Annotated in this window: 20 protein-coding genes; 10 read left to right on the forward strand and 10 right to left on the reverse strand. The window is 71.5% G+C overall.

The window, feature by feature from the left end; all coding sequences use genetic code 11:
• Positions 1-147: 147 nt before the first annotated feature.
• Positions 148-1,317 (reverse strand): DUF6777 domain-containing protein, encoded by a 1,170-nt coding sequence (locus ABD954_RS02900; protein WP_345484141.1) that lies wholly within the window; start codon positions 1,315-1,317, stop codon positions 148-150.
• Between the two features lie 352 nt (positions 1,318-1,669).
• Between ABD954_RS02900 and ABD954_RS02905 the strand changes: the two genes are divergently transcribed.
• Together ABD954_RS02905 and ABD954_RS02910 are read left to right on the forward strand one after the other, a co-directional pair.
• Positions 1,670-1,834: a hypothetical protein gene (locus tag ABD954_RS02905; protein ID WP_345484142.1), complete on the forward strand. Its 165-nt coding sequence runs from the start codon at positions 1,670-1,672 to the stop codon at positions 1,832-1,834.
• Positions 1,835-1,858: 24 nt separating this feature from the next.
• Positions 1,859-3,268 carry a lipase maturation factor family protein gene (locus ABD954_RS02910; protein ID WP_345484143.1) on the forward strand — a complete coding sequence of 470 codons (1,410 nt, stop codon included), beginning with the start codon at positions 1,859-1,861 and terminating at the stop codon, positions 3,266-3,268.
• Between the two features lie 77 nt (positions 3,269-3,345).
• Here ABD954_RS02910 and ABD954_RS02915 read toward each other — a convergent pair whose 3' ends face one another.
• The 3 genes from ABD954_RS02915 to ABD954_RS02925 all read right to left on the reverse strand — a co-directional run bounded on the left by ABD954_RS02915 (position 3,346) and on the right by ABD954_RS02925 (position 6,094).
• The gene (locus ABD954_RS02915; RefSeq protein WP_345484144.1) at positions 3,346-3,516 is read right to left on the reverse strand and encodes a hypothetical protein; all 171 of its coding nucleotides are present in this window, start codon (positions 3,514-3,516) and stop codon (positions 3,346-3,348) included.
• Between the two features lie 314 nt (positions 3,517-3,830).
• Positions 3,831-5,315, reverse strand: a complete 1,485-nt coding sequence (locus ABD954_RS02920) for an SDR family NAD(P)-dependent oxidoreductase (protein ID WP_345484145.1) — start codon at positions 5,313-5,315, stop codon at positions 3,831-3,833.
• A 62-nt stretch (positions 5,316-5,377) separates the two neighbouring features.
• The gene (locus ABD954_RS02925; protein ID WP_345491932.1) at positions 5,378-6,094 is read right to left on the reverse strand and encodes an IucA/IucC family C-terminal-domain containing protein; all 717 of its coding nucleotides are present in this window, start codon (positions 6,092-6,094) and stop codon (positions 5,378-5,380) included.
• Between the two features lie 318 nt (positions 6,095-6,412).
• Between ABD954_RS02925 and ABD954_RS02930 the strand changes: the two genes are divergently transcribed.
• Together ABD954_RS02930 and ABD954_RS02935 are read left to right on the forward strand one after the other, a co-directional pair.
• Positions 6,413-7,174 carry a carbonic anhydrase gene (locus ABD954_RS02930; RefSeq protein WP_345484146.1) on the forward strand — a complete coding sequence of 254 codons (762 nt, stop codon included), beginning with the start codon at positions 6,413-6,415 and terminating at the stop codon, positions 7,172-7,174.
• A gap of 115 nt (positions 7,175-7,289) precedes the next feature.
• Positions 7,290-8,288 (forward strand): DMT family transporter, encoded by a 999-nt coding sequence (locus tag ABD954_RS02935; protein WP_345484147.1) that lies wholly within the window; start codon positions 7,290-7,292, stop codon positions 8,286-8,288.
• Here ABD954_RS02935 and ABD954_RS02940 read toward each other — a convergent pair.
• Together ABD954_RS02940 and panD are read right to left on the reverse strand one after the other, a co-directional pair.
• Positions 8,169-9,656 (reverse strand): peptidoglycan DD-metalloendopeptidase family protein, encoded by a 1,488-nt coding sequence (locus ABD954_RS02940; protein ID WP_345484148.1) that lies wholly within the window; start codon positions 9,654-9,656, stop codon positions 8,169-8,171. The genes ABD954_RS02935 and ABD954_RS02940 overlap by 120 nt on opposite strands.
• A gap of 434 nt (positions 9,657-10,090) precedes the next feature.
• Complete coding sequence (gene panD / locus ABD954_RS02945) at positions 10,091-10,516, reverse strand: aspartate 1-decarboxylase (protein WP_345484149.1); 426 nt, start codon at positions 10,514-10,516, stop codon at positions 10,091-10,093.
• A 622-nt stretch (positions 10,517-11,138) separates the two neighbouring features.
• On the opposite strand from panD, the gene ABD954_RS02950 reads away from it, so the two are divergent.
• The 6 genes from ABD954_RS02950 to ABD954_RS02975 all read left to right on the forward strand — a co-directional run bounded on the left by ABD954_RS02950 (position 11,139) and on the right by ABD954_RS02975 (position 16,224).
• Entirely contained in the window at positions 11,139-11,657 is a 519-nt protein-coding gene (locus tag ABD954_RS02950; RefSeq protein WP_345484150.1) for a Pycsar system effector family protein, read from the forward strand.
• Between the two features lie 57 nt (positions 11,658-11,714).
• Positions 11,715-12,359, forward strand: coding sequence for a Crp/Fnr family transcriptional regulator (locus ABD954_RS02955; RefSeq protein WP_345484151.1), 645 nt, complete (start codon positions 11,715-11,717; stop codon positions 12,357-12,359).
• 168 nt (positions 12,360-12,527) lie between these two features.
• Positions 12,528-13,268: a hypothetical protein gene (locus tag ABD954_RS02960; protein WP_345491934.1), complete on the forward strand. Its 741-nt coding sequence runs from the start codon at positions 12,528-12,530 to the stop codon at positions 13,266-13,268.
• Positions 13,269-13,318: 50 nt separating this feature from the next.
• Complete coding sequence (locus ABD954_RS02965) at positions 13,319-15,535, forward strand: hypothetical protein (RefSeq protein WP_345484152.1); 2,217 nt, start codon at positions 13,319-13,321, stop codon at positions 15,533-15,535.
• Positions 15,532-15,969, forward strand: coding sequence for a hypothetical protein (locus tag ABD954_RS02970; protein ID WP_345484153.1), 438 nt, complete (start codon positions 15,532-15,534; stop codon positions 15,967-15,969). Before ABD954_RS02965 ends, ABD954_RS02970 begins: the two co-directional genes overlap by 4 nt.
• Before the next feature lie 87 nt (positions 15,970-16,056).
• On the forward strand, positions 16,057-16,224 hold the full coding sequence (locus ABD954_RS02975; RefSeq protein ID WP_345484154.1) for a hypothetical protein: 168 nt from the start codon (positions 16,057-16,059) through the stop codon (positions 16,222-16,224).
• A gap of 416 nt (positions 16,225-16,640) precedes the next feature.
• Here the strand turns inward: ABD954_RS02975 and ABD954_RS02980 are convergent, their stop codons facing one another.
• From ABD954_RS02980 to ABD954_RS02995, 4 genes are all read right to left on the reverse strand, one after another.
• Complete coding sequence (locus ABD954_RS02980) at positions 16,641-17,300, reverse strand: nucleotidyl transferase AbiEii/AbiGii toxin family protein (protein ID WP_345484155.1); 660 nt, start codon at positions 17,298-17,300, stop codon at positions 16,641-16,643.
• A complete protein-coding gene (locus ABD954_RS02985) occupies positions 17,297-17,659 on the reverse strand; it encodes a hypothetical protein (protein ID WP_345484156.1) in 363 nt (120 codons plus the stop codon). Before ABD954_RS02985 ends, ABD954_RS02980 begins: the two co-directional genes overlap by 4 nt.
• Before the next feature lie 664 nt (positions 17,660-18,323).
• Positions 18,324-18,566: a DUF5302 family protein gene (locus ABD954_RS02990; RefSeq protein ID WP_345484157.1), complete on the reverse strand. Its 243-nt coding sequence runs from the start codon at positions 18,564-18,566 to the stop codon at positions 18,324-18,326.
• A gap of 68 nt (positions 18,567-18,634) precedes the next feature.
• Entirely contained in the window at positions 18,635-20,056 is a 1,422-nt protein-coding gene (locus tag ABD954_RS02995) for a DEAD/DEAH box helicase (RefSeq protein WP_345484158.1), read from the reverse strand.
• Positions 20,057-20,244 lie beyond the last annotated feature (188 nt).

Below are 20,244 nucleotides of genomic sequence, written 5' to 3' on the forward strand. Positions count from 1 at the left end.
GTCCGTCCCCACTGCGCAGCGGCACCGCTCGGCCGCCTCCCCGCCCCCTCTGCCCGCGTTCATGGTGGCCACGCTAGGCGCAGCCACGCCGCCGCGCACGGTGAAGATCGGCAACAGCTTGGCAACAACGCGTCCACGGTGCCCACTTCAGCCCTCGAAGGTCTCGGGCTGCTGCGGCGCGGTCTCGTCCGGGAACAGTTCCTCGAAGGAGGGCGGCGGCTCGTGCGGCGGCTGCTCCTGGGGTCCGTCGGGCGGCACGGGCAGGTCGGGCGGCTCCGGCACCACGGGCTCCTCCGGGACGGGTGCCGTCCCGCCGTCGTCCGGTACCTCGGGGACGGGGGCGGTCGTGCCGTCGTCCGGTGCCGGCGCGTCGGGCTGCTCGGGCACGCCGGGGTCGGCGGGAGCGGTGGGGTCCGCGGGAGGCACGGTGGGCGGCTGCGCGGCGGGGCCGTCCGGGAGGGGCGCGGGCGGCGCGGCGACGAGGTCGCAGGAGGCGGGGGCGCAGGGCGGCAGGACGTCGGGCCTGCGGTCCTGGTCGCCGCGGCTGCCGGTCTTCCGCTCGATCCAGGTGTTGTCGGCGTTGTTCGCGATCACCAGGCGGGTGACGACGGTGCTGGTCGGGGTGATGGCGAGGACCCGGTCGGGCCGGTATCCGGGCCAGGGTTTCCCGGAGTGCGCGGCGCCCCGGGTGTCGACCGGGGAGCGCAGCGGGTTGCCGCAGCCGCAGCGGACGCGCGGGGTTCCGTACGGGTCGACGAGGACGGCCGTACCGGCCTGGAGGACGGACTGGAAGGCGGTGGGCCCGCCGTCGCGGAAGCCGTGGCCGGTGACCCGGGTGTCGGCGCGCAGCAGGACGGGGGTGAGGCCGCGCAGCCAGCCGGCGATGTTGCCCTCGGGGATGCCGGCGGCCTCGGCGAAGGCCCGGGCCCGGCTGCCGTCGGCGGTGAGGAAGGAGATCTGCCGCTCGACGTCGCAGCTGGCGACCGAGCGGGTGCCGCCGTAGAGGCCGGGGGTGGCGCCGGTGAGGGCGCGGCCGGCGGGCGCCGGTTCGCCGACGCCGGCGGCGGGCGGGGCTCCGGGGTTCGGGGGCGGGCCCTCGAGGACGGTGGAGGGGGTGAAGGGGGCCGGGCCCGGGGAGTCGGCCGGCTGGAGCAGCACCTCGCGGGCGGCGGCCGCCGCGGTGGTCTGCCGGGCGGCCGGTTCGCCCGGGTCATCGGGGCCGCCGGAGGAGCAGCCGGCGAGGAGCAGGGCGGCGGCCAGCGCGGTGGCCGCTCCGGCACCGGACCGCGTGGGCCATCGTCGGATCGCGTCGCGCACCTGGGTCTCCCGCCTTCGCCCGTGTCGTTGCCTCGTGTCTGCCGCTCTTCATGTCTGCCGCAGGGGCCGGGGGTCCGCAATCGGGACGCGTCCGAATGGTCCGGGCGCCCTGACCGCCCCGGTCACGGGCAGGGCCCGGAGCTCCGGGCGCGGGCGAGAGCCGGGCGGGAGCCGGGTGCGGGTGCGAGCCGCGCGCGGGCGAGAGCCGGGCGCGGGCGAGAGCCGCGCGCCGAGGAGAGCCGGACACCGAGGAGAGCCGCGCGCGGAGGAGAACCGGACACCGAGGGGAACCGGGCGCCGAGGAGAGTTACGCTCCTTCTGTACTCCCGCGTGCTCCTCGAAGGAGGCGGCCATGAGCCAGTACGACGAGTACACCAGCCCCTCACAGGCCGAGGGCGAGCGTCTCGACGAAGACATGGACGCGCAGCAGAAGGCGCACGTCCACCCGATGGTGGCCCGCACGACCCCCTCGCAGGCGGAGGGCGAGCGCACGGCGGCGGACGACGAGAAGCGCTGACATCCCGCGCCGCACGCGGACGCCGTGGAGTGGTTCACCGCCCCTGACCACTGGCTGAGCCGGATCGTCTTCCAGCGTGGGCTCGCCGGACTGTATCTGGTCGCCTTCGTCTCGGCCGGTCTGCAGTTCCGGGCCCTCATCGGCGAGCGCGGCATGCTGCCGGTGCCGGACTTCGTGCGCGCCGTCCCGGCCCGGCGCGCGCCCAGCCTGTTCCAGTGGCGCTACTCCGACCGGCTCTTCGCGACGGTCGCGTGGACCGGGGCGGCCCTGGCGCTGGCCCTGATGGCGGGCGCGGGCGACGCGGTGCCGCTGCCCGTGTCGATGCTGCTGTGGCTGCTGATCTGGGCGATGTACCTGTCCATCGTGAACGTGGGCCAGACCTGGTACTCCTTCGGCTGGGAGTCCCTGCTCCTGGAGACCGGCTTCCTCGCCGTCCTGCTCGGCAACGACGACACCGGACCGCCGGTCGTCGTGCTCTACCTGCTGCGCTGGCTGCTGTTCCGGGTGGAGTTCGGCGCCGGACTCATCAAGATCCGCGGCGACCGCTGCTGGCGCGATCTGACCTGCCTGCACCACCATCACGAGACCCAGCCGATGCCCGGCCCGCTGAGCTGGTTCTTCCACCGTCTGCCGGGCCCCCTGCACAAGGTCGAGTGCGCCGCCAACCACGTCGTACAGCTCGGGGTGCCCGTCCTGCTCTTCGCGCCTCAGCCGGTGGCGACGGCCGCGGCCGGGCTGATGGTGGTGACCCAGCTCTGGCTGGTGCTCTCCGGGAACTTCGCCTGGCTGAACTGGCTGACCATCGTGCTCGCGCTCTCGGTCGTCGACGGCTCGCTCCTGGTGGGCGACCACCCGCAGCCCGAGGCGCCGCTGTGGTACGTGGTCGTGGTGTGCGCCGCCGCGGCCCTGATCCTGTTCCGCAGCTACCAGCCGGCCCGCAACCTGCTCTCCCGGCGGCAGGCCATGAACCGCTCGTACGACCCGCTGCACCTGGTCAACACCTATGGCGCCTTCGGCACGGTCGGCCGGGTGCGGGACGAGATCGTGATCGAGGGCACGGACGACGCGGACCCCGGCCCGGGCACCGAGTGGAAGGAGTACGGCTTCAGGGGAAAGCCGGGCGATCCGCGCCGGCTGCCGCGCCAGTACGCGCCGTACCACCTGCGCCTCGACTGGCTGATGTGGTTCGCGGCGCTCTCCCCCGCCTACGCCCGCGACTGGTTCGGTCCGTTCGTCGAGCGCCTGCTCGCCGGTGACCGCGACACCCTGCGGCTGCTGCGCCACAACCCGTTCCCGGACGCGCCGCCCACCCACGTCCGGGCCCGTCTCTACCGCTACCGCTTCACCACGTGGCGCGAGCTGCGGACGACCGGGGCGTGGTGGCACCGGACGCTGCTGAGGGAGTACATGCCGCCGGTGCGGCTGCGGGACTGACCCCGGGCGTCCGCCGGACACGCCCGTGCCCCCGACCGGGGATCGGCCGGGGGCACGGGCGTGGCGGCAGTCGCGGCTCAGTCGATGCCGGGCAGGATGTGCGGCTCGGCGAGGTCGTCCTCGTAGCCGGCGAGGCGAATGGGGGCCGAGCGGGCCCACACTTCGAGGCTGCCGAGTTCGCCGGACCGGCGCGGACGCTCGGTCGGTTCGGCCGGAGACTGGTCCTGCTTGGTCAGTTCAGATGTCACCGCGCACTCCTTTGTGTCGCGTTCAAAAGGGACGAGAGGCCGTTCGGTCGCGGTGGCGCCGTTCTGCGGGCGGGACCGCGGCCTTGGTGGAAGACCTGTCCCCTGGCCGGCCGTGGGGGTTCGGTGAAACCCCTGTGGCCGACCGTGGACATCAGACTAACCAGATGAGCGCGTCAGCGCTCTATGGGGCACAAAAGTGTGACGCGATCGGGTGACACTGGCCCGTTTGCCGAGGTCGGACGCCCGATGATCGATCGGATGACGGTCGTACGAGGTCCGTGGACGGCGGTCGGATCCGGTCGGATCCGGTCGGATCACCAGTTGCCGGGGGCGTAGTCCTTGAGGAAGACGCCGTACAGGTCCTCGCCCTGCTCGCCGCGCACGATCGGGTCGTAGACCCGGGCGGCGCCGTCGACCAGGTCCAGCGGGGCGTGGAAGCCCTCCTCGGCGAGGCGCAGCTTGTCGAAGTGCGGGCGCTCGTCGGTGATCCAGCCGGTGTCGACCGAGGTCATGAGGATGCCGTCGGTCTCGAACATCTCCTGTGCGCTGGTCCGCGTCACCATGTTGATCGCGGCCTTGGCGGCGTTGGTGTTCGGGTGCCCGGCGCCCTTGTAGCCGCGGCCGAAGACGCCCTCCATCGCGGAGACGTTGACGACGTACGCGCGGCGGCTGGCCGCCTTCGCGGCCGCCTCCGCCATCACCTGTCGCAGCTTGCTGATCAGGATGAACGGGGCCGTGTAGTTGCACAGCTGGGTCTCCAGCAGCTCCACCGGGGAGATCTGCTCGATGGTCTGCACCCAGGTGTTGGTGTCGACGACGTCCGGCACCAGGCCGCCCGCGTCGATCGCGGTGCCGTCGAGGTGCCGGGCGACGCTGGCGTTGCCCCCGACCAGCGCGAGGTCGGCGACCGCCTGCGCGTCGAGGCCGCTGACGCCGGCCGGCAGGCCCGCCGGCCCGACGAGCTCGCCGACGGCGCCGGAGTTGAAGGCGCCGATGACGTGGTGGGCGGGCAGCTCGCCGGCGGGCAGCGGGGCGTTCTCGCCCTCGACCAGGGCGGCGTACGCGGTGGGCAGCCGGCGCACGGTCTGGGTCGCGTTGTTGACCAGGATGTCGAGCGGACCGGCCTCGGCGACCTGGTCGGCGAGCGCCACGGCCTGGGCGGGGTCGCGCAGGTCGATGCCGACCACCTCCAGGCGGTGCATCCAGTCCGCGGAGTCCTCCATCGCCTTGAAGCGGCGGATGGCGTCCTTGGGGAAGCGCGTGGTGATGGTGGTGTGCGCGCCGTCGCGGAGCAGCCGCAGCGCGATGTACATGCCGATCTTGGCCCGGCCGCCGGTGAGCAGGGCGCGCTTGCCGGTGAGGTCGGCGCGGGCGTCGCGCCGGGCCCGGTTCTCGGCGGCGCACTTCTGGCACAGCTGGTGGTAGAAGTAGTCGACCTCGACGTAGCGCGTCTTGCAGACGTAGCAGGAGCGGGGGCGCTGGAGTATGCCCGCGATCCGGCCTTCCTCGGTGACCGAGGAGGGCAGCAGGCCCTCGGTCTCGTCGTCGATGCGCTGGGCGGAGCCGGTCGCGGTGGCCTCGGTGACCGCCTTGTCGTGGGCGGTCTTGGCGGCCCGGCGCTCCTGACGACGGCGCTGCTTCACCGTCCGGTAGATGCCGGCGGTGGCACGGCGCACGGCGATCGCGTCCGGGTGGTCGACCTCCAGCTTGTCGAGCTCGTCGAGCACGCTCAGGCAGACGGCCAGGCGCTCGGGGTCGATGCCCGGCCCGTAATCCTGGGTCTCTTCAGTCACCGTCATGGCCTTCGTCGTTCCTCGATCGCTCGCGCCTGCATTACGTCGGTACTCCCGAATCCGCAACTCTACGGAGCGGGAGGCCGCCGATCCAAACCCGTTCGGGGCGGGTGGTCGAACACACAGTCGCCGCACAGCCCTCCGGAGGGGCAGCGGTAGTAGAGGCAGCAGCTGGTCCGGCGCAGCGCGGGGCCCCGGACGGTACGGGCGAGGTCGGGGTGGTCGAAGAGCCCCCGGACGAGCGCGGCGGCCCGCTGCGCGGCCTCGGGGCGGTCGTGGGCCCGGGCCCAGCGCAGGAGTTCGCGCAGGGCGCCGGCCAGTGCGGAGCCCGCGTTGCCCCACAGCAGGCGCGGGGAGATCCGGCCGTCGCGGGCGAAGGCCGCGTGCAGCGGGACGAGGTGGGCCTCCTGGACGGCGGCGCGCAGTTCGGCGACGGTGCCGGGGCGGGTTCCGGTGCCGGACCACCACAGGTCGTCGGGCGAGGTCAGGGCGCCGTCCCAGTGCAGGGTGCCGGGGGTCAGGTCGGGGAAGCGGCCGTACAGGGCGGCGGGGCCGAGGGCGGTCGACCAGAGCCGGGCGGCCAGGCCGAGGTGGGCGACGGAGGCGCCGACCCGTCGCTCGGGCGCGCCCAGCCGGGCGGCGACCCGGTCGACGCGGGCGGCCAGCGGGGTGTCGTAGGCGCCGCTGTACAGCAGGGCGAGGGGACGGTGGTCGCCGCCGCCGTCGGGGGCCGTGGTGCGCAGGGCGAAGAAGCCGCCGACCGACGCGCACGCGTCGAGGTCCACGCCGATGTCCTCCCCGGCCGCCGGGGTGCGCGCCCCCACGCCCGTCCTCTCGACGCCGTCCACCTCGACGCCGTCCACCTCGATGCCCTCCACCTCGATGCCCTCCACCTCGATGCCCTCCGCCTTCGCGCCGCCCACCCCTGGTCCTCTCCGGGCCCCGGCCCGGCCGGGTGCCACCGCTCTCGTGTGCCGCTGCCCACGGCCGGTTCACGGACGGTTCACGGACGGTTCACGGACTCGGACGCTCTCGGTCAGGAACCGGTCATGACTCTGTCAAACCTACCGCCGGGCGGCGGCCGGCCGGACGACGCTCGGGCCATGAACTCCATGACGCCTCCCTCCGCTCCCGGCCGCCGCGGGCTGCTCGCCCTGGGGCTGGCCGGGCTCGCGACCGCCGCCGCCCCGGCCGCCCCCGCATCGGCGGCGGCGGTTCCCGCGCTCCTCCCCTCCCCCGCACGCCGATCCGGTGGCCCGGCCGGCCCTTCCGGTCCGCTCGGTCCGCTGGGTCCGCTGGGTCCGCTCGCCGGGCTCGCCGAACTCCGGGCCGGCAACGCCCGCTACACCGCGCTCCGGCAGCGTCACCCCCACGAGGACGCGGCGTGGCGCGCGAGCATAGCCGCGGCCCAGCACCCCTTCGCCGTCGTGCTCGGCTGCGTCGACTCGCGCGTCCCGCCGGAGCTCGTCTTCGACCAGGGGCTGGGCGATCTGCTGACCGTGCGCTCCGCCGGCCAGGCCCTGGACGAGGCCGTGCTCGGCTCCCTCCAGTTCGGCGTGGACGAACTGGGCGTGCGGCTGATCGTCGTCCTCGGCCACGAGCGCTGCGGGGCCGCGGCGGCCGCCGTGGAACACGTACGGACCGGAAAGCCCGTCGCGGGGCACCTGGCGCGGGTGGTCGAGGAGCTGACGCCGGCCGCGCGGTCGGCCCGGGGCCTGCCGGGCGACTGGGTGGAGAACACGGTGCGGGCGCAGGTGGACCGGGTGCGGCGCCGACTGACCCGGGACGCGGCCTTCTCCCGGGCCCTCGTGGTGGGCGCCCGGTTCGACCTGGACACCGGAGAGGTCGCTTTCCGCCCGTCCTGACCGGCGGGGCGTACATCCCCGGGAGTACGGGCGGGCCGCGTACTCCGTCCGCGGTACGGGTGATCGCGTTCCCGGGTACGACGACGCGGACGCCCGGAAGAGAGATCGTGGAGGTATGAGCCCCCTCCTGCTGTCCGTCCTGCTCTCCCTCGTCTCCGCGGTCGCCTACGCGGCGGCGGCGATCGTGCAGGAACGGGTCGCGGCCTCGGCCGCGGGTCCGCGCTACGCCCCGCTGCGCCGGCCGGCGTGGTGGTGCGCCGTGCTGCTCAACGGTCTCGGCGCGGCCCTGCACGTCGCCGCGCTCGCGTACGGGCCGCTCAGTCTGGTCCAGCCGCTGGGCGCCCTCACCATCGTGTTCGCGCTGCCGATGGCGGCGCTGTTCGTGGGCCGCCGGGCCGGCCGTACCGCCTGGCGGGGCGCCGTCATGGCGACCGTCGGCCTGGCCGGGCTGCTCAGCGTCACGGGCGGCGACGGGCCGCGGTCGCTGTCCGACGGTGCCCGGCCGCTGCTGGCGCTGGGCACCTTCGGCGCGGTGGCGCTGCTGTTCCTGCTCGCGCACGCGGTGCGGCGGCCGGTGCTGCGCAGTGTGGTCCTCGCCGCGGCGGCCGGTGTGGCCTTCGGACTCGCCTCGGTGTTCACGAAGACGGTCGCGGAGGTGTGGAGGGCGAACGCCCCGCTGGCCGAGTGGACCAGTGTGCTGGTCCTCTCGGCGCTCGCGATCACGGGGCTGCTGCTGTCGCAGGCCTCGTACCGCGACGCGGGCCTGGCCGCACCGCTCGCCACCGTCACCGTGGTGAACCCGGTGATCGCGGCCGTCGTGGGCCTGACCCTGTTCGGCGAATCGTTCCGCTACGGGGCGGCCGGCACCGTCGCCGCGCTGATCTGCGGCGCGGTGGCGGCGGCCGGCCTGGTGGAGCTCACGGTCCACCGGATGGCGGTCGTGGACCGGCCGGGGGCCGACCGGCCGGCCCCTTCCGGGGACGCGCCGTCGGCGTCAGATCGACACGCCGCGGGCCCGGAGATAGGCCAGCGGGTCGATGTCGGACCCGTACCCGGGACCCGTACGCACCTCGAAGTGGAGATGCGGTCCGGAACTGTTGCCGGTCGACCCTGAACGCCCGATCCGCTGCCCGGTGTTGACCCGCTGCCCCTCACGCACGGTGAGGGCGGACAGGTGGGCGTACTGGCTGTAGCGCCCGTCCTGGTGGCGGATGACCACCTCGTATCCGTAGGCGCCGGCCCATCCGGCCGAGACGACCCGGCCGGTGGCCACGGCCCGCACCGAGGTGCCGGTGGGGACGGGGAAGTCGACGCCCGTGTGGTAGCCGCTGGACCAGGAGGAGCCCTGCTTGCGGTAGCGCGTCCCGATGTCGCCGTCGGCGACGGGCGAGGTGAAGCCGGCGGCGGGCGGCTTCGGCGCGGGCCTGGCGGCCGGCCGGGCCGCGGGCTTTGTGGCCGGCCGGGCCGGGGGCTTGGCGACGGGCTTCGCCACGGGCCTGGCGGGTGGCTTGACCGAGGGCTTCGCGGCGGGCTCGGTGACGGGCCGGGGCGCGGGGCGGTGGACCGGCTGCGCGGCGGGGCGGGTGGGCGCCGGCTTGGCGGCGGGCGGAGTGGACGGCCTCGCCGTGGGCGCGGTGGAGGTCTTCGCACCGGGCGCCGTGGGCGGCTTCGCCGTCGTCCTGGGCTTGGGCGTCTGCTTCGGGAGCTGCTTCGGCGGGGTGGACGGCCGGGCGTCCGGCTTCGGCTGCGGTCGCACGTCGGGCCGGGCGGAGGGCGCGGCCGGGGCGGCGATGCGCAGGGTGAGGCGCTGGCCGGGGTGGATCAGGTCGGGGTCGGTGCCGACCACCGTGCGGTTGGCCTCGTACAGCCGGGGCCAACCGCCCCGTACGTGCTGCTCGCGGGCGATCTTCGACAGGGAGTCGCCGGGGGTCACCGTGTACATCTCGCGGACGGTCGGCACGGTGGTCGGGCTCGCGGGCGCTCCCCCGCCGGCCGGACCGGTCCGCTGGACGGGTAACGCGGCCTGCGCCAAGGGGCGGACACCCGCCGTCTGGGCGGCGGTCCCGGAGGGCCGGTCACCACGGTCGGGCCCGTCGCTTTCGCGTGCGGCGTCGAGTCCGGCGCGAGGGGCGCAGGCCGCCCAGGCGCCGGGCCCCTGGCCCTTGAGCACGCGCTCGGCGACGGCGATCTGCTGGTCCTTGGAGGCGAGGTCGGCGCGCGGGGCGAAGTGGGTGCCGCCGTAGCGCTCCCAGGTGGCCTGTGTGAACTGCAGACCGCCGAAGTAGCCGTTGCCGGTGTTGATCTGCCAGTTGGACGAGGACTCGCAGGAGGCGAGCTTCTCCCACACGTCCAGCGAGGCGGCCTGTGCCGTGCCCGCGCCGATCAGCGGCAGGGCCATGCCCGCACCACCGGCGGTGACGGTGAGCGAGGCACGGTTGATCCGGCTCGGCTGGTACCGGCGGTGTTTCCCGCGTACGGCCATGGGCCCCCCTCGAACGCATCGGCAGTCGCCCACGGTAGGGGCGGGCAACCGTGCGTGACAAGGGCTTCGGGGCAATCCCCCGCCGCTTCCGTCACCTCCCCCGGGTCACACCCCGGCGGGACCCGGCTGGGGCTGCGGTTCCGGCTCGGGCACGGGCGTCGGATCCGGCGGCGGTACGGGGCTGGGCGGAGGCACGGGGCTCGGCGGCGGTACGGGGCTGGGCGGAGGCACGGGGCTCGGCGGGGGCACCGGCGCCGGACCGGGCGGCGGCGTGGGCGACGGCGGCACGGGGTCGGGGACGGGAGGCTGGGTCATGACGCGCTCCGGCACTCGGGGACGGGTTTCGGCTCAAGCTTCACCCGGTCCGTGTGCCCCCGCCCCCAGGACCCATTCATTCGGGTGGCGCGCCCGGCGGGCGGGCGCGCCGGTGCGGCTCAGACCTGCGCGGGGACCGCGTGCGGCGGGCGGACGGTGTCGCTGCCCGGCACGGGGGCCGAAGGGTCGCCGCCGAGGTCCACGATCCGGTTGTCGGCGTCGACGTGCACCACGCGCGGCACGAGGCTGCGCGCCTCGGCGTCCGTCACCTGCGCGTAGCTGATGAGGATGACGAGGTCACCGGGGTGCACGAGATGGGCGGCCGCCCCGTTGATCCCGATGACGCCGGAGCCGCGCTCCCCCTCGATGACGTACGTCTCCAGGCGGGCGCCGTTGTCGATGTCGACGATGTGCACCAGCTCGCCGGGCAGCAGGTCGGCGGCCTCCATCAGCTCGGCGTCGATCGTCACGGAGCCGACGTAGTGGAGGTCGGCCTGGGTGACGGTGGCACGGTGGATCTTGGACTTGAACATGGTGCGCAGCATGTTGGACTCCTGGGTGACGGCTCCCTGCCTGCTTTGTGCAGGTCAAAGGCGGTATCACCCTACAACTGGCACGCGCCTGAGACGAAGATTGTGAGCAACATCGCTTCACTCCATGTAGGGCGCTCCCTGCCTGCGCTTCCCTGCGAACAGCCTGTTGCACCATCGCCGACCACGCACCTGTCTGAACAGCCGTCTCGTAAGGTGCGTGAACTGATGCTGACCAGATGCTGACTTATCTGACGATGCGCCAGGTACGCACTTCGTACGGCACGGAGCCACCCTCCACATCGACCGGGAAGTCGTTGAACGCACCTGGCATCCCGGGGCTTCACCCGGTCCCAAACAATAGGCGGTGGGGTGGTCCCAAGGACTCGCTGATGCTCCACAGGCACCTGGCCGCGACTACGGGTTACCCCGCCCCGAGCTGAAAGCCGTGATTCACTGACACGACCCGCCGCCTCGGTGGGGAGCACACAAGCTGGGCAGCCTTGTGGTTCAAACCAAGCGTGGCTCCCGACTGTGACCGATCGATCGCGGCGGCTACCACCTGTTGGGCAGCTGCGTTCCGACTGTCTGCCCAGACTGCTACTCCGAGCCGCAAGGCAACGAAAAGGAGAAGGCAGTGGAAGGATCCGAACCGCAGAACGTCCCGCTGTCCGCCTCAACAGCCACTGGCGTTCCCCCAAGTGGCGAAACCAGGATGTTCGTCGAGGTTCAGCGTGCGGATACAAAAGCGACAGCGCTGTGCGGAGTCACTGGTGCATTGCTTGCGATCACGGCAGGGACGGCCCTGTCCACACCTGTCAGCTCGTCGCGCGTGCTCAGTGTGGCTGTGGCATTGGTGGGCACGCTGGTCGGGGCAGCCCTGGTATCAGCCTTGACGGCACTGCGCCCCATCTTCCCGAAGGACGACGGGCTCGTTTGGCGTGAGGATTTCGTCGGCGGAGGCACCGGAAGCAGGCACGCGTCGGCATCCGGCCCACGACGCCCGGTGAACTGCTCCGAGTTGCCGGAACGTGAGGCCGCTCTGACCACCCTCGCGCGCCGAAAGTTCCGGGCGATCCGGGTGGCCGTCGATCTCACTGTGGCCGCAGTCAGTGTGGCCGGATTAGCCCTGTTGCTCACCTTCCTCATGTCTTGAAAATCTCACCCTCTGTGGGTTGGTCCCTACGTTTGGGGGGATATGTATCAGTCGCACATGGCAGTGATCGGCCAGAGTCTGTGGTCGCAGTTGCGTGAGCTCGCCCCCATGCGGGTGCGCCCGGCCCGCAGCGTCCTCCTACGGCAGGGGGATCCCGGCACCCATGTGGTCCTGCTGGCTTCGGGCTCGACCCTCGTGACGCTGACGGGGCCGAACGGAGAACGGGCCCTGCTCGCGGTACGCGGGCCCGGTGAGCTGCTCGGCGAACTGGCCGTCCTGGATGCGCGGCCCCGCTCTGCTTCTGTGATCGCCGCGGAACCCTGCCGCGTGCACCTCATTCCGGCCCTCCAATTCCTTTCCTTCGTCGAGAGCAACGGCCTGCTCAACCCGTTGCTGCGCCATGCGATCGCGCGGGTCAGGGAGTCCGAGACCGTCAGGCTCGAACTCGCCACCGCGTGTGTTCCCGTACGCCTGGCCAGCGCCCTGAGCCGGCTCGTGGATGCGGCTACGACGAATCGACCGGCGGTCAGTGTCCGACTGACTCAAGAAGAGCTCTCCCAGATGATCGGTGCGTCCCGCAACGCAGTCGGTGCAGCGATCAAGCCCTGGCGGGAAGAGGGCTGGTTGGAGACGGATCCGGGCGGCGGACTGTTGATCCACGACATCACATCGATCGCGACCCACGCCCGCAGCGCAATGTGACCGGCCGCACCCGGATGGTGCCCAGTAGTGGGCACCAAGGCGTGTCGGGGCCGATCAGCATGGGGCACTCAATCCCTCCGTCGTGACCGAAAGGTCGGTGACAGCATGCCCCTTGCCCCGCCGTCGTCCCCCGATGTCCCTCCGGAGCAGGCGCTCCTGGCCGTGGACATGCAGGGGTACAGCCAGATCCCGGAAGCAAAGATGGCACCGGTCCGCTCGGACTTGGACGACGTCCTCACCAATGTGCTGGCCCACGTTGGACTGCAGGACCCCCGAGACCGGACCGGTGCATTCAAGGACACCGGTGACGGCGCCATCTTCGTCATGCCAGCCAAGGACATCGCAAGGCTGGTCGACCCACTGCTGGAGCACCTGCACGCAGCGCTCGTCCGGTACGACCGTGAACGGCTATCCAGCGCTCCGGCGATCCGATTGCGTGCTGCTCTGCACGTCGGACCGCTCTCCCTGCCTGACCACCGTGGCGACGCCATCAACGAGGTGTGCCGACTGCTCGACAGCCAGGTGGTGCGCGCCGGCCTCACCGCGGCCAGGGAACACCGGGGCGGCTTTCTGGCCGCCGTCGTCTCAGAGGCGGCGTTCCGGCGGACCGTCCGTGCGGGACGCACGCCGGACCTCGACGAGGAACACTTCCTCCGCGCCATGGCGCGGGTACACGGCAAGGCGTTCGAGGAGCCGTGCTGGCTCTTCGTACCCCAGATGACACCGCGAGCCCTCGCCCCGCTGATCAACCCGGAGCCACCCGGAGGTAGCGGTGGAAAAGCTTCGCCGACGTCGTTGGCCGACCCGAATAACCCGCCCGGCGCCGTCTTCCAGTTCAACGGCGAAATGACCGACACCACCGTGATCAACAAGGTCGGAACCATGCGCATCGACCGGCGCCGGATCTGACCGTCCCGTGCCCTCGTACCCGCGCCGCACCGAAAGGAACCAGAGAACACATGTCCGATGATCGCCCCCTGTTTCCACCCCGCCCTCCCGACGAGCCCGAGCCTCCACTGAAGGGAGCGGGCGGCAAGGCTACGTGGCCGACGGGCCCCAGCAGTAACGCTACTGAAGGCGCGGAGGTCGCTGACGGCGGCCGGGCGGACCCGGCAGCGTTCGTCGTGCCCCCCGTACCGGGCTCCGGACCGGCGCCGATCACGGTGAACCGCCCAGAGTTCTTCGTCAACCACGCCGACAAGATCATCAACGAGACCCGCAAGCAGGGGATCCTCGAAGGCCCCACTCTTCCTCGTCACCGGATCAAGCAGGAGCCGATCGTCCGCGAAGGCCAATGGGCCGAGACGTGGCAGCAGGCTCTGGATCCGGCGGGGTTACACCCGCGAAAGCACGTACTGATCATTGTCGCGCCACGGTCGTACGGATCGACCACCCTGGCCCTGCACCTCCTCGCCCGGCACACGGATGAGGACACCGACATCGTGAAGCTGGACGCGGACTGGAAGACACCCAAAGTGGGCCGACTTCCCGCCGAGGAGCACCGCGCCTACCAGGTCGACCTCAAGGACCCCGAACGCGACCGGATCTCGGCCGATTTCCTCACCATGCTCGAAGAGCATGCGGGGCTTCTGGAGAAACTGGGCTCCTACCTCGTCTTGAACGTGGCCAAAGACCTGTGGACTGATCATTATATCCCGGTCCAGTCAGGCATTCACATCGTCCACCTAAACGAGCCGCCGCCCGCCCAGAGTGTCGTGGAGGCCCGGCTGAGAGCTCGCAAGGCCCCCGGTCTGATTGCCTACCTTCACTCCGTCGACAAGACCAAAGCTTCGCTGAGCGGTCTCGACGCCGTGGAAGCGGTCCGCGCGGCGGACTCGGTCGTGCTCGCATGGCGAGAACACGAACGGCTGACCGATTCCTCGCTCCCCATGGACGTGCCGTCGTCGTGGTCCGCGCTCGACGCGGGGCTTGCTGAACGGATCACGTCCGCCCTGTCCGACTGGCGGGACAAACTTGACATGCTGTTCGGAGAGGCCGTCTCCGTACATGGAGGCAAGGACACGTCGCTGCCGCTGGAGGACCGCTGCCTCCTCCTGGCCCTCGCTGTGCGGCAATCCGCTCCCTTGCCCGTAGTGGCCAAGGCCGCCCGGGACCTGCAGCGCATCATCTGCGCCGACGCCGCCGACGGAAGCGGCTTCGCCTCGACGACAAGTGCAGCATTCGCCGGCCGCGGGTTGCGCCGCCGTGTCGTCGATACCGGCGCCGGAGTTGGCAGCCACGACGAAGTCGTCTTCGACCAGCCCGGCTACGGCAGGGCCGTCCTGACCTACGTCTGGGACAACTACGAGGTCATGCGTGAGCCCTTGCTGAAATGGCTCACGTCCGGGGACGACAGCGAGGCGAACGAGCACGTCGTGGATGCCATCGCCGCTCTGACCCTGCGGCACGGCAACGTCGACCACCTCGTACAACTCGGCTCTCCGGCCTACCCAGTGAAGAAGGAACTCCTCAGCGCCCTCCTGATCCAGGCCATTCAGGACGAGCACATTGGCCGCCAGGTATGGGGCCTTTTGTACGGTTGGGCATCGCTCAAGGAACGCGCAACCACCGTGGTGGCCGTCTGCCGACGGGTCCTGAACACCGCCGATGTCACCTCTTCTCACGCCAGGATGGCCATGGTCCGCCTGCGGCGAGCCGCCAACAGCGGGCACGAATCAGCTTGGCCTGAGGCCCTCAAAGCCTTCGTGGAGCAGGCGCAGCACCCCGCCGGGGTGGCCCGGCTCATCACCGAGGTACGAACGTGGCAGCAGTCAGGTCGGTCCCGCGGGGCCGGTACCGCGGCCTTCCTGGCCCTGATGTCCGTACCGGGCTCCACCACCCCGTGGCTGCTGTCCGATGAAGTCCCTTCCCAAGTGGACGTGAACCGGGCACTGCAGGACCTGTTGGGAAACATCGACACGGCACCGGACGCCATCGACCGCCTCACCACATGGATCAAGCAGTCGGCAACCGACCCCGACACCTACGCCCGCGTCCGCGACGGGTTACTCCCCGTCCTACGCGGCCAAAAGATCTTCAAGGCTTCCGTGAGCCTGATGCAGGCACTGGAGCACGTCTCGGTCGACGGGGACACCAATGCCGCCAACGACTTCTGGGACCGTCTCGTAGACCCGCGTGTCCGCACGGTGATTCAGCTCAACAGGGATCCAGCGTGAGGTGGTTCTGGCAGCGCCGGGCCCGTACGATCCACTGCACCCAGCCACGGATGCTCCGCTGCGCGACCCCCGGTATCCATTTCGAGGCCACGTTCACGATCGAGTGGCGTCCCCCGCTACGGGTCCGGCCCAATCTCGAAGACCTCGTACTCAGCCGGACCCTGGCGCGGGCCGGCGAGGTCGCGCAGCTCTTCCCAGCCGTCGAGGTGCGCACCGCACAGGACACCATCAACGCCGAACTCGGCGCCCCGGAACACACCCGCGCCACCGTGTACCGGTGTCTGGATGCCCGTGTGCAACTGGCGCTCTCGGAGCGCGCACGGGAGGACCTTGCTCAGCAGCAGGCAGACGAGGCACGGATACGGCGGCTGCGGTTCCTGCGCACGAACCTGTACGAGCAGCCCGACCTTTTCGTGCTGGACCGGATCGAGTAGCAGGGCGATTGGCCGGGCGCTCAGCAGGTTGCCGAATGGCAGCGCCTGGCGCGATGGATGGTCGCGGCTGACGAATGGTGGCAGCCCATGCTCGACCAGTGGGAGAAGGTCGGCCAGGGCTTCAACGACATTGAGCTGCAGAACCGGGCCATGCTCGCGCTCTGCGATGCGCTGCAGAAGCTGAAGGGCGATGACACATCGGACGACGCTTCTGTCCCTTCTCCCGGTGCCACGGAAGGTCGGCGCACGGAATGAGCCTGGCTCTGTGGCGCATCGTTTTGGACCCCCTCTCTTCCTGGCGTGCGCTTCGCCTGCGACGCGAAGCGGGCGGCCACCTGTCATTCGATATAGCCTGGCGGCAGGCACGAATGCTGTCTGCGCCAGACGAGATGGTCTACCGACTGCACGGCCACCAGTTCCCCATCGACGACGAGGGAGGCCATGCGGAACCGGACGGGAACACTTACCGCCTTCCGTAAGCACCTGTTTGTTCGACCGTTACCGCAGCCCGGTTTCGCCGTCAGTCCACTGCACGGTGTCGCTCGGCTGCCCTGCACATCCGCCGTGCAGGGCAGCCACCCACCGTGGACAGCTCCGAGTTGGAACCTGCTGTCCACACCGCATCCTCTCGTTGCAACGACGGTAGAAAGGATGGACGCGCTGACCGCCTCTCAGGCGTTCTCGTCATGGATCCGTGCACTTAGATCCTCCGCCCACTCCAGCGCCCACGCCTTGAGTTCTTCGATCTGCCGGGAGGTGAGCCCGTACGCGGTGTAGTCCTCATCCTCGTACCAGTCCGCGCCGATCAGCCGGTCCCGGAGGTCTTCCAGGCTGAACTCGTCGTGGGCGCGACGGCGGCCCAGGGATTCGAGGTCGGCGGTGGAGCGGTGGCGGGATGCGGCCTGGACGTCGATGAGGTCGCGGACGGTGCCGCGGTCGGCGAGGGCACGGACCTTGGTGCCGATTACGTCGTCGAGGGAAAGAACGGGGCCGTAGGGGGTCTGGGCGGGCGGAGCCCAGAACGCCTCCTTGAGGACGTCGACCTCACACTCCTCGCCGGTGTCCGGGTCGGTGACGAGGAACCGGCCGCTGAGCGGATCGGTCTGGACGTGCGTGGTCCGCCATCCACGCGCGCTGAGGCCGGCTGTGAGTGAGGCGACGATCTCCTGCATCGGAGCGGGGTTCTCGGTGGCGACGTCGAGGTCACGACTGAAGCGTTCGACCAGGCCGTGGGCCTGCACGGCGTATCCGCCGGTGAGGACCAGAGGGTAGGGGGAGCCGAGGTCGAGAATGTCGGCGAGGAGACGCTCGTGGAGCGGAGTGAGCTTCACGCGGCGGTCGTGTCGGCCGGAGCGCTGCGGAGCAGCTCAGGGAAGGCGTCCTCCCAGACCTCGCAGATGTAGGGACTGATCAAGCGCCGCAGCACGGGCCACTGCTCGGCGAGCAGTCGGTGGTGCAGGAGGGTCACCAGGTCCTCGCGCAGTCCTTCGGCGAGGACCGTCCGGTAGAGCGTCATGCGGGACTTCGGACGGTCCAGGCTGTAGCTCGTACGCCCGGACCAGACAATATGGAGCGGCAGGTCCACGGTGCCCTCGACGGGGCCGGCCAGCTCCTGCAAGCGCTCGGGCAGTCGGCTGCGGTAGCGGTCCCGCAGCACCTCGGCGCGGGGGGCGGTGATCGTCGCGTCCATGCATCCAGTATCGCTGCTCGGAGGCGGCGGCATGGCGGATACGGGTCCCCTGTCGTACGTACGTCGGGCGGGCGCCCGCCCTTCCCTCGGACATCTCACCCAGTGGGCGCTTGGCGCATCATCGCCTACCCGTGCAGGCCCCCAGGTGGCGCGGCAACCGGCTGCCCCCGCAGGCCCGGGACCAACCCCCGCTCGCGGGCGCGGGTGATCATGACGCAGCAGGTCACGCGGAGGGCCGCCACGGTGGGTCCGGCTTCGGCCTGGTGGGAGCCAGAGACCTGTCGAGGTCACCCATCATGGCGGCCACCCGTCAGCAAGCTGGGACGCTCCTGCGCCCGATGCTGACCGTTTGCTGATCTGAGCGGGTCGATCAATCCTCTGACCTGCGAAAACACACAGATGCTAGATCTTGGACTTGAACATGGTGCGCATCATGGAGGTACTCCCGAAAGCTCGGCTCCCTGCCTGCGTTCATGCAGGTCAAGTGCTGTTTTCCCACCGTACAACGGGTCGGTGCACGGGGAGTTGTCCCGAAGGCCCCACGGACTCACGCCAACCGAGACCAGCGTACGCAACACCGGCCGGAGTGGATCCGTGATCACGGTCACGCCGACGCCCCGCCCCCCCGGGCACGGCGGGGCGGGGCGGCGGTGGTCGGTGGGGGTCAGCCGCCGCTCTTGCGACGGAAGGAACGCTGGCTGGAGGCCGGGCCGTGGGCCGCCCGCACCTTGGAGGCGTTCGGGTTGGCGGCACCGTCGGTGGTGTCCGCCTGCCCGCCCTGCTTGCGGGCCAGGGCCTCGCGGAACCTGCGCTTGAGGTCGTAGTTGCCGTCGCTGTCGGGCGCCACGGGGGACGTCTCCGGGGCGGCCGGCTCCGAACCTTCGGTCGTCTCGGGTTCTGCGGTCATGGTGACCTCCTGGGTTCGGTGATGGGCAGGCACAGCTTGTCACGCCGAACGGGGCGCGGGCGCCGCTCTCAGCCGTTGCGGCGCACGAGGGCGGCCTTGCGGGCCTCGGCGAGTTTGCGGGCCTCGCCCGCCTTGCGGGACCTGCCACCGGCGGCGCGGGAGGTGTCCTTGCTGGTGCCGAGGCCGCGGAAGGGCGTGTTGGTGTTCTTCGGCCGGGCCGTGGCGGGCCCGGCGTCGAGCGGGGTGCCGGAGGGGGCCTTCGCGCCGGTGATCCGGCTCAGGGCCGCCTCGCCCGAGCGCACCTTGGTGACGGTCGGCTCGATGCCCGCCTCGGTCATCATCCGGCTCGTCTCGCGGCGCTGGCCGGACAGCACGAGCGTGACGACGCTGCCGGACTCCCCGGCGCGGGCGGTGCGGCCCGCCCGGTGCACGTAGTCCTTGGGGTCGGTGGGCGGGTCGACGTTGACGACGAGGTCGAGGTCGTCGACGTGCAGGCCGCGGGCGGCGACGTTGGTCGCCACCAGGACGGTGATCTGGCCGTTCTTGAACTGCGCCAGGGTGCGGGTGCGCTGGGGCTGGGACTTGCCGCTGTGCAGCGCCGCGGCGTGCACCCCGTGGGCCCGCAGGTGCCGGGTGAGCTGGTCGACGCCGTGCTTGGTGTCGAGGAACAGCAGGACGCGGCCGTCGCGGGCCGCGATCTCCGTGGTGACGGCGTAGCGGTCGGGGCCGTGCACGACCAGCACGTGGTGCTCCATCGTCGCGGCCGTACCGGCGGACGGGTCGACCGAGTGGACGACGGGGTCGTGCAGGTGCCGGCGGACCAGCTGGTCGACGTCGCGGTCCAGGGTGGCGGAGAAGAGCATCCGCTGGCCGTCGGGGCGCACCTGGTCGAGCGCTTCGGCGACCTGCGGCAGGAAGCCCAGGTCGCACATCTGGTCGGCCTCGTCCAGGACGGTGATCCGCACCCGTCCCAGGCGGCAGGCCTTGCGCTCGACGAGGTCGTGCAGGCGCCCGGGGGTGGCGACGACCACCTCGGCCCCCTCGCGGAGCTCGGCGATCTGCCGGCCGATGGACATGCCGCCGACGACCGTGGCCATGCGCAGTCGCAACGCCTCGGCGTAGGGCGCGAGCGCCTGGGTGACCTGCTGGGCCAGCTCCCGGGTGGGCACGAGGACCAGGGCGAGGGGCTGCTTCGGTTCGGCGCGCCGCCCGGCCGTACGGGTCAGGAGCGGCAGACCGAAGGCGAGCGTCTTGCCCGATCCGGTGCGACCGCGCCCCAGGACGTCACGCCCGCGCAGGGCGTCGGGGAGGGTGGCGGCCTGGATCGGGAAGGGTGCGCGGACGCCGAGGTCGCCGAGTGTGCGCAGGACCTCCGCCGGCAGCCCCAGATCGGCGAACGAGACGGCCGGGGCCGGCACCGGCGCCGGGGCCTCGGACGGGGCGGGACCGCCGGGAGCGGTGCCGGAGGGGGAGCCGTCGGGGTGATTCATGAACAGCCTTCCGCAGGGAGACGTACCGAGGAAGGCCCGGCAGGTCCGGACGGACCGCGCACCGGCGGATCCGAACAGACGGAATCGCCCACCGCGACGACCACGCAAAAGCGTGATCCTAGCACGCGGTGACGCGGTGACGCGGTGACGCGGTGACGCGGTGACGCGGCGACGGCCTGTCGAAGCAC

Origin of the sequence: Streptomyces roseoviridis (genome assembly GCF_039535235.1) — a bacterium.
In the GTDB taxonomy this organism is placed as follows: Bacteria; Actinomycetota; Actinomycetes; order Streptomycetales; family Streptomycetaceae; genus Streptomyces; species Streptomyces roseoviridis.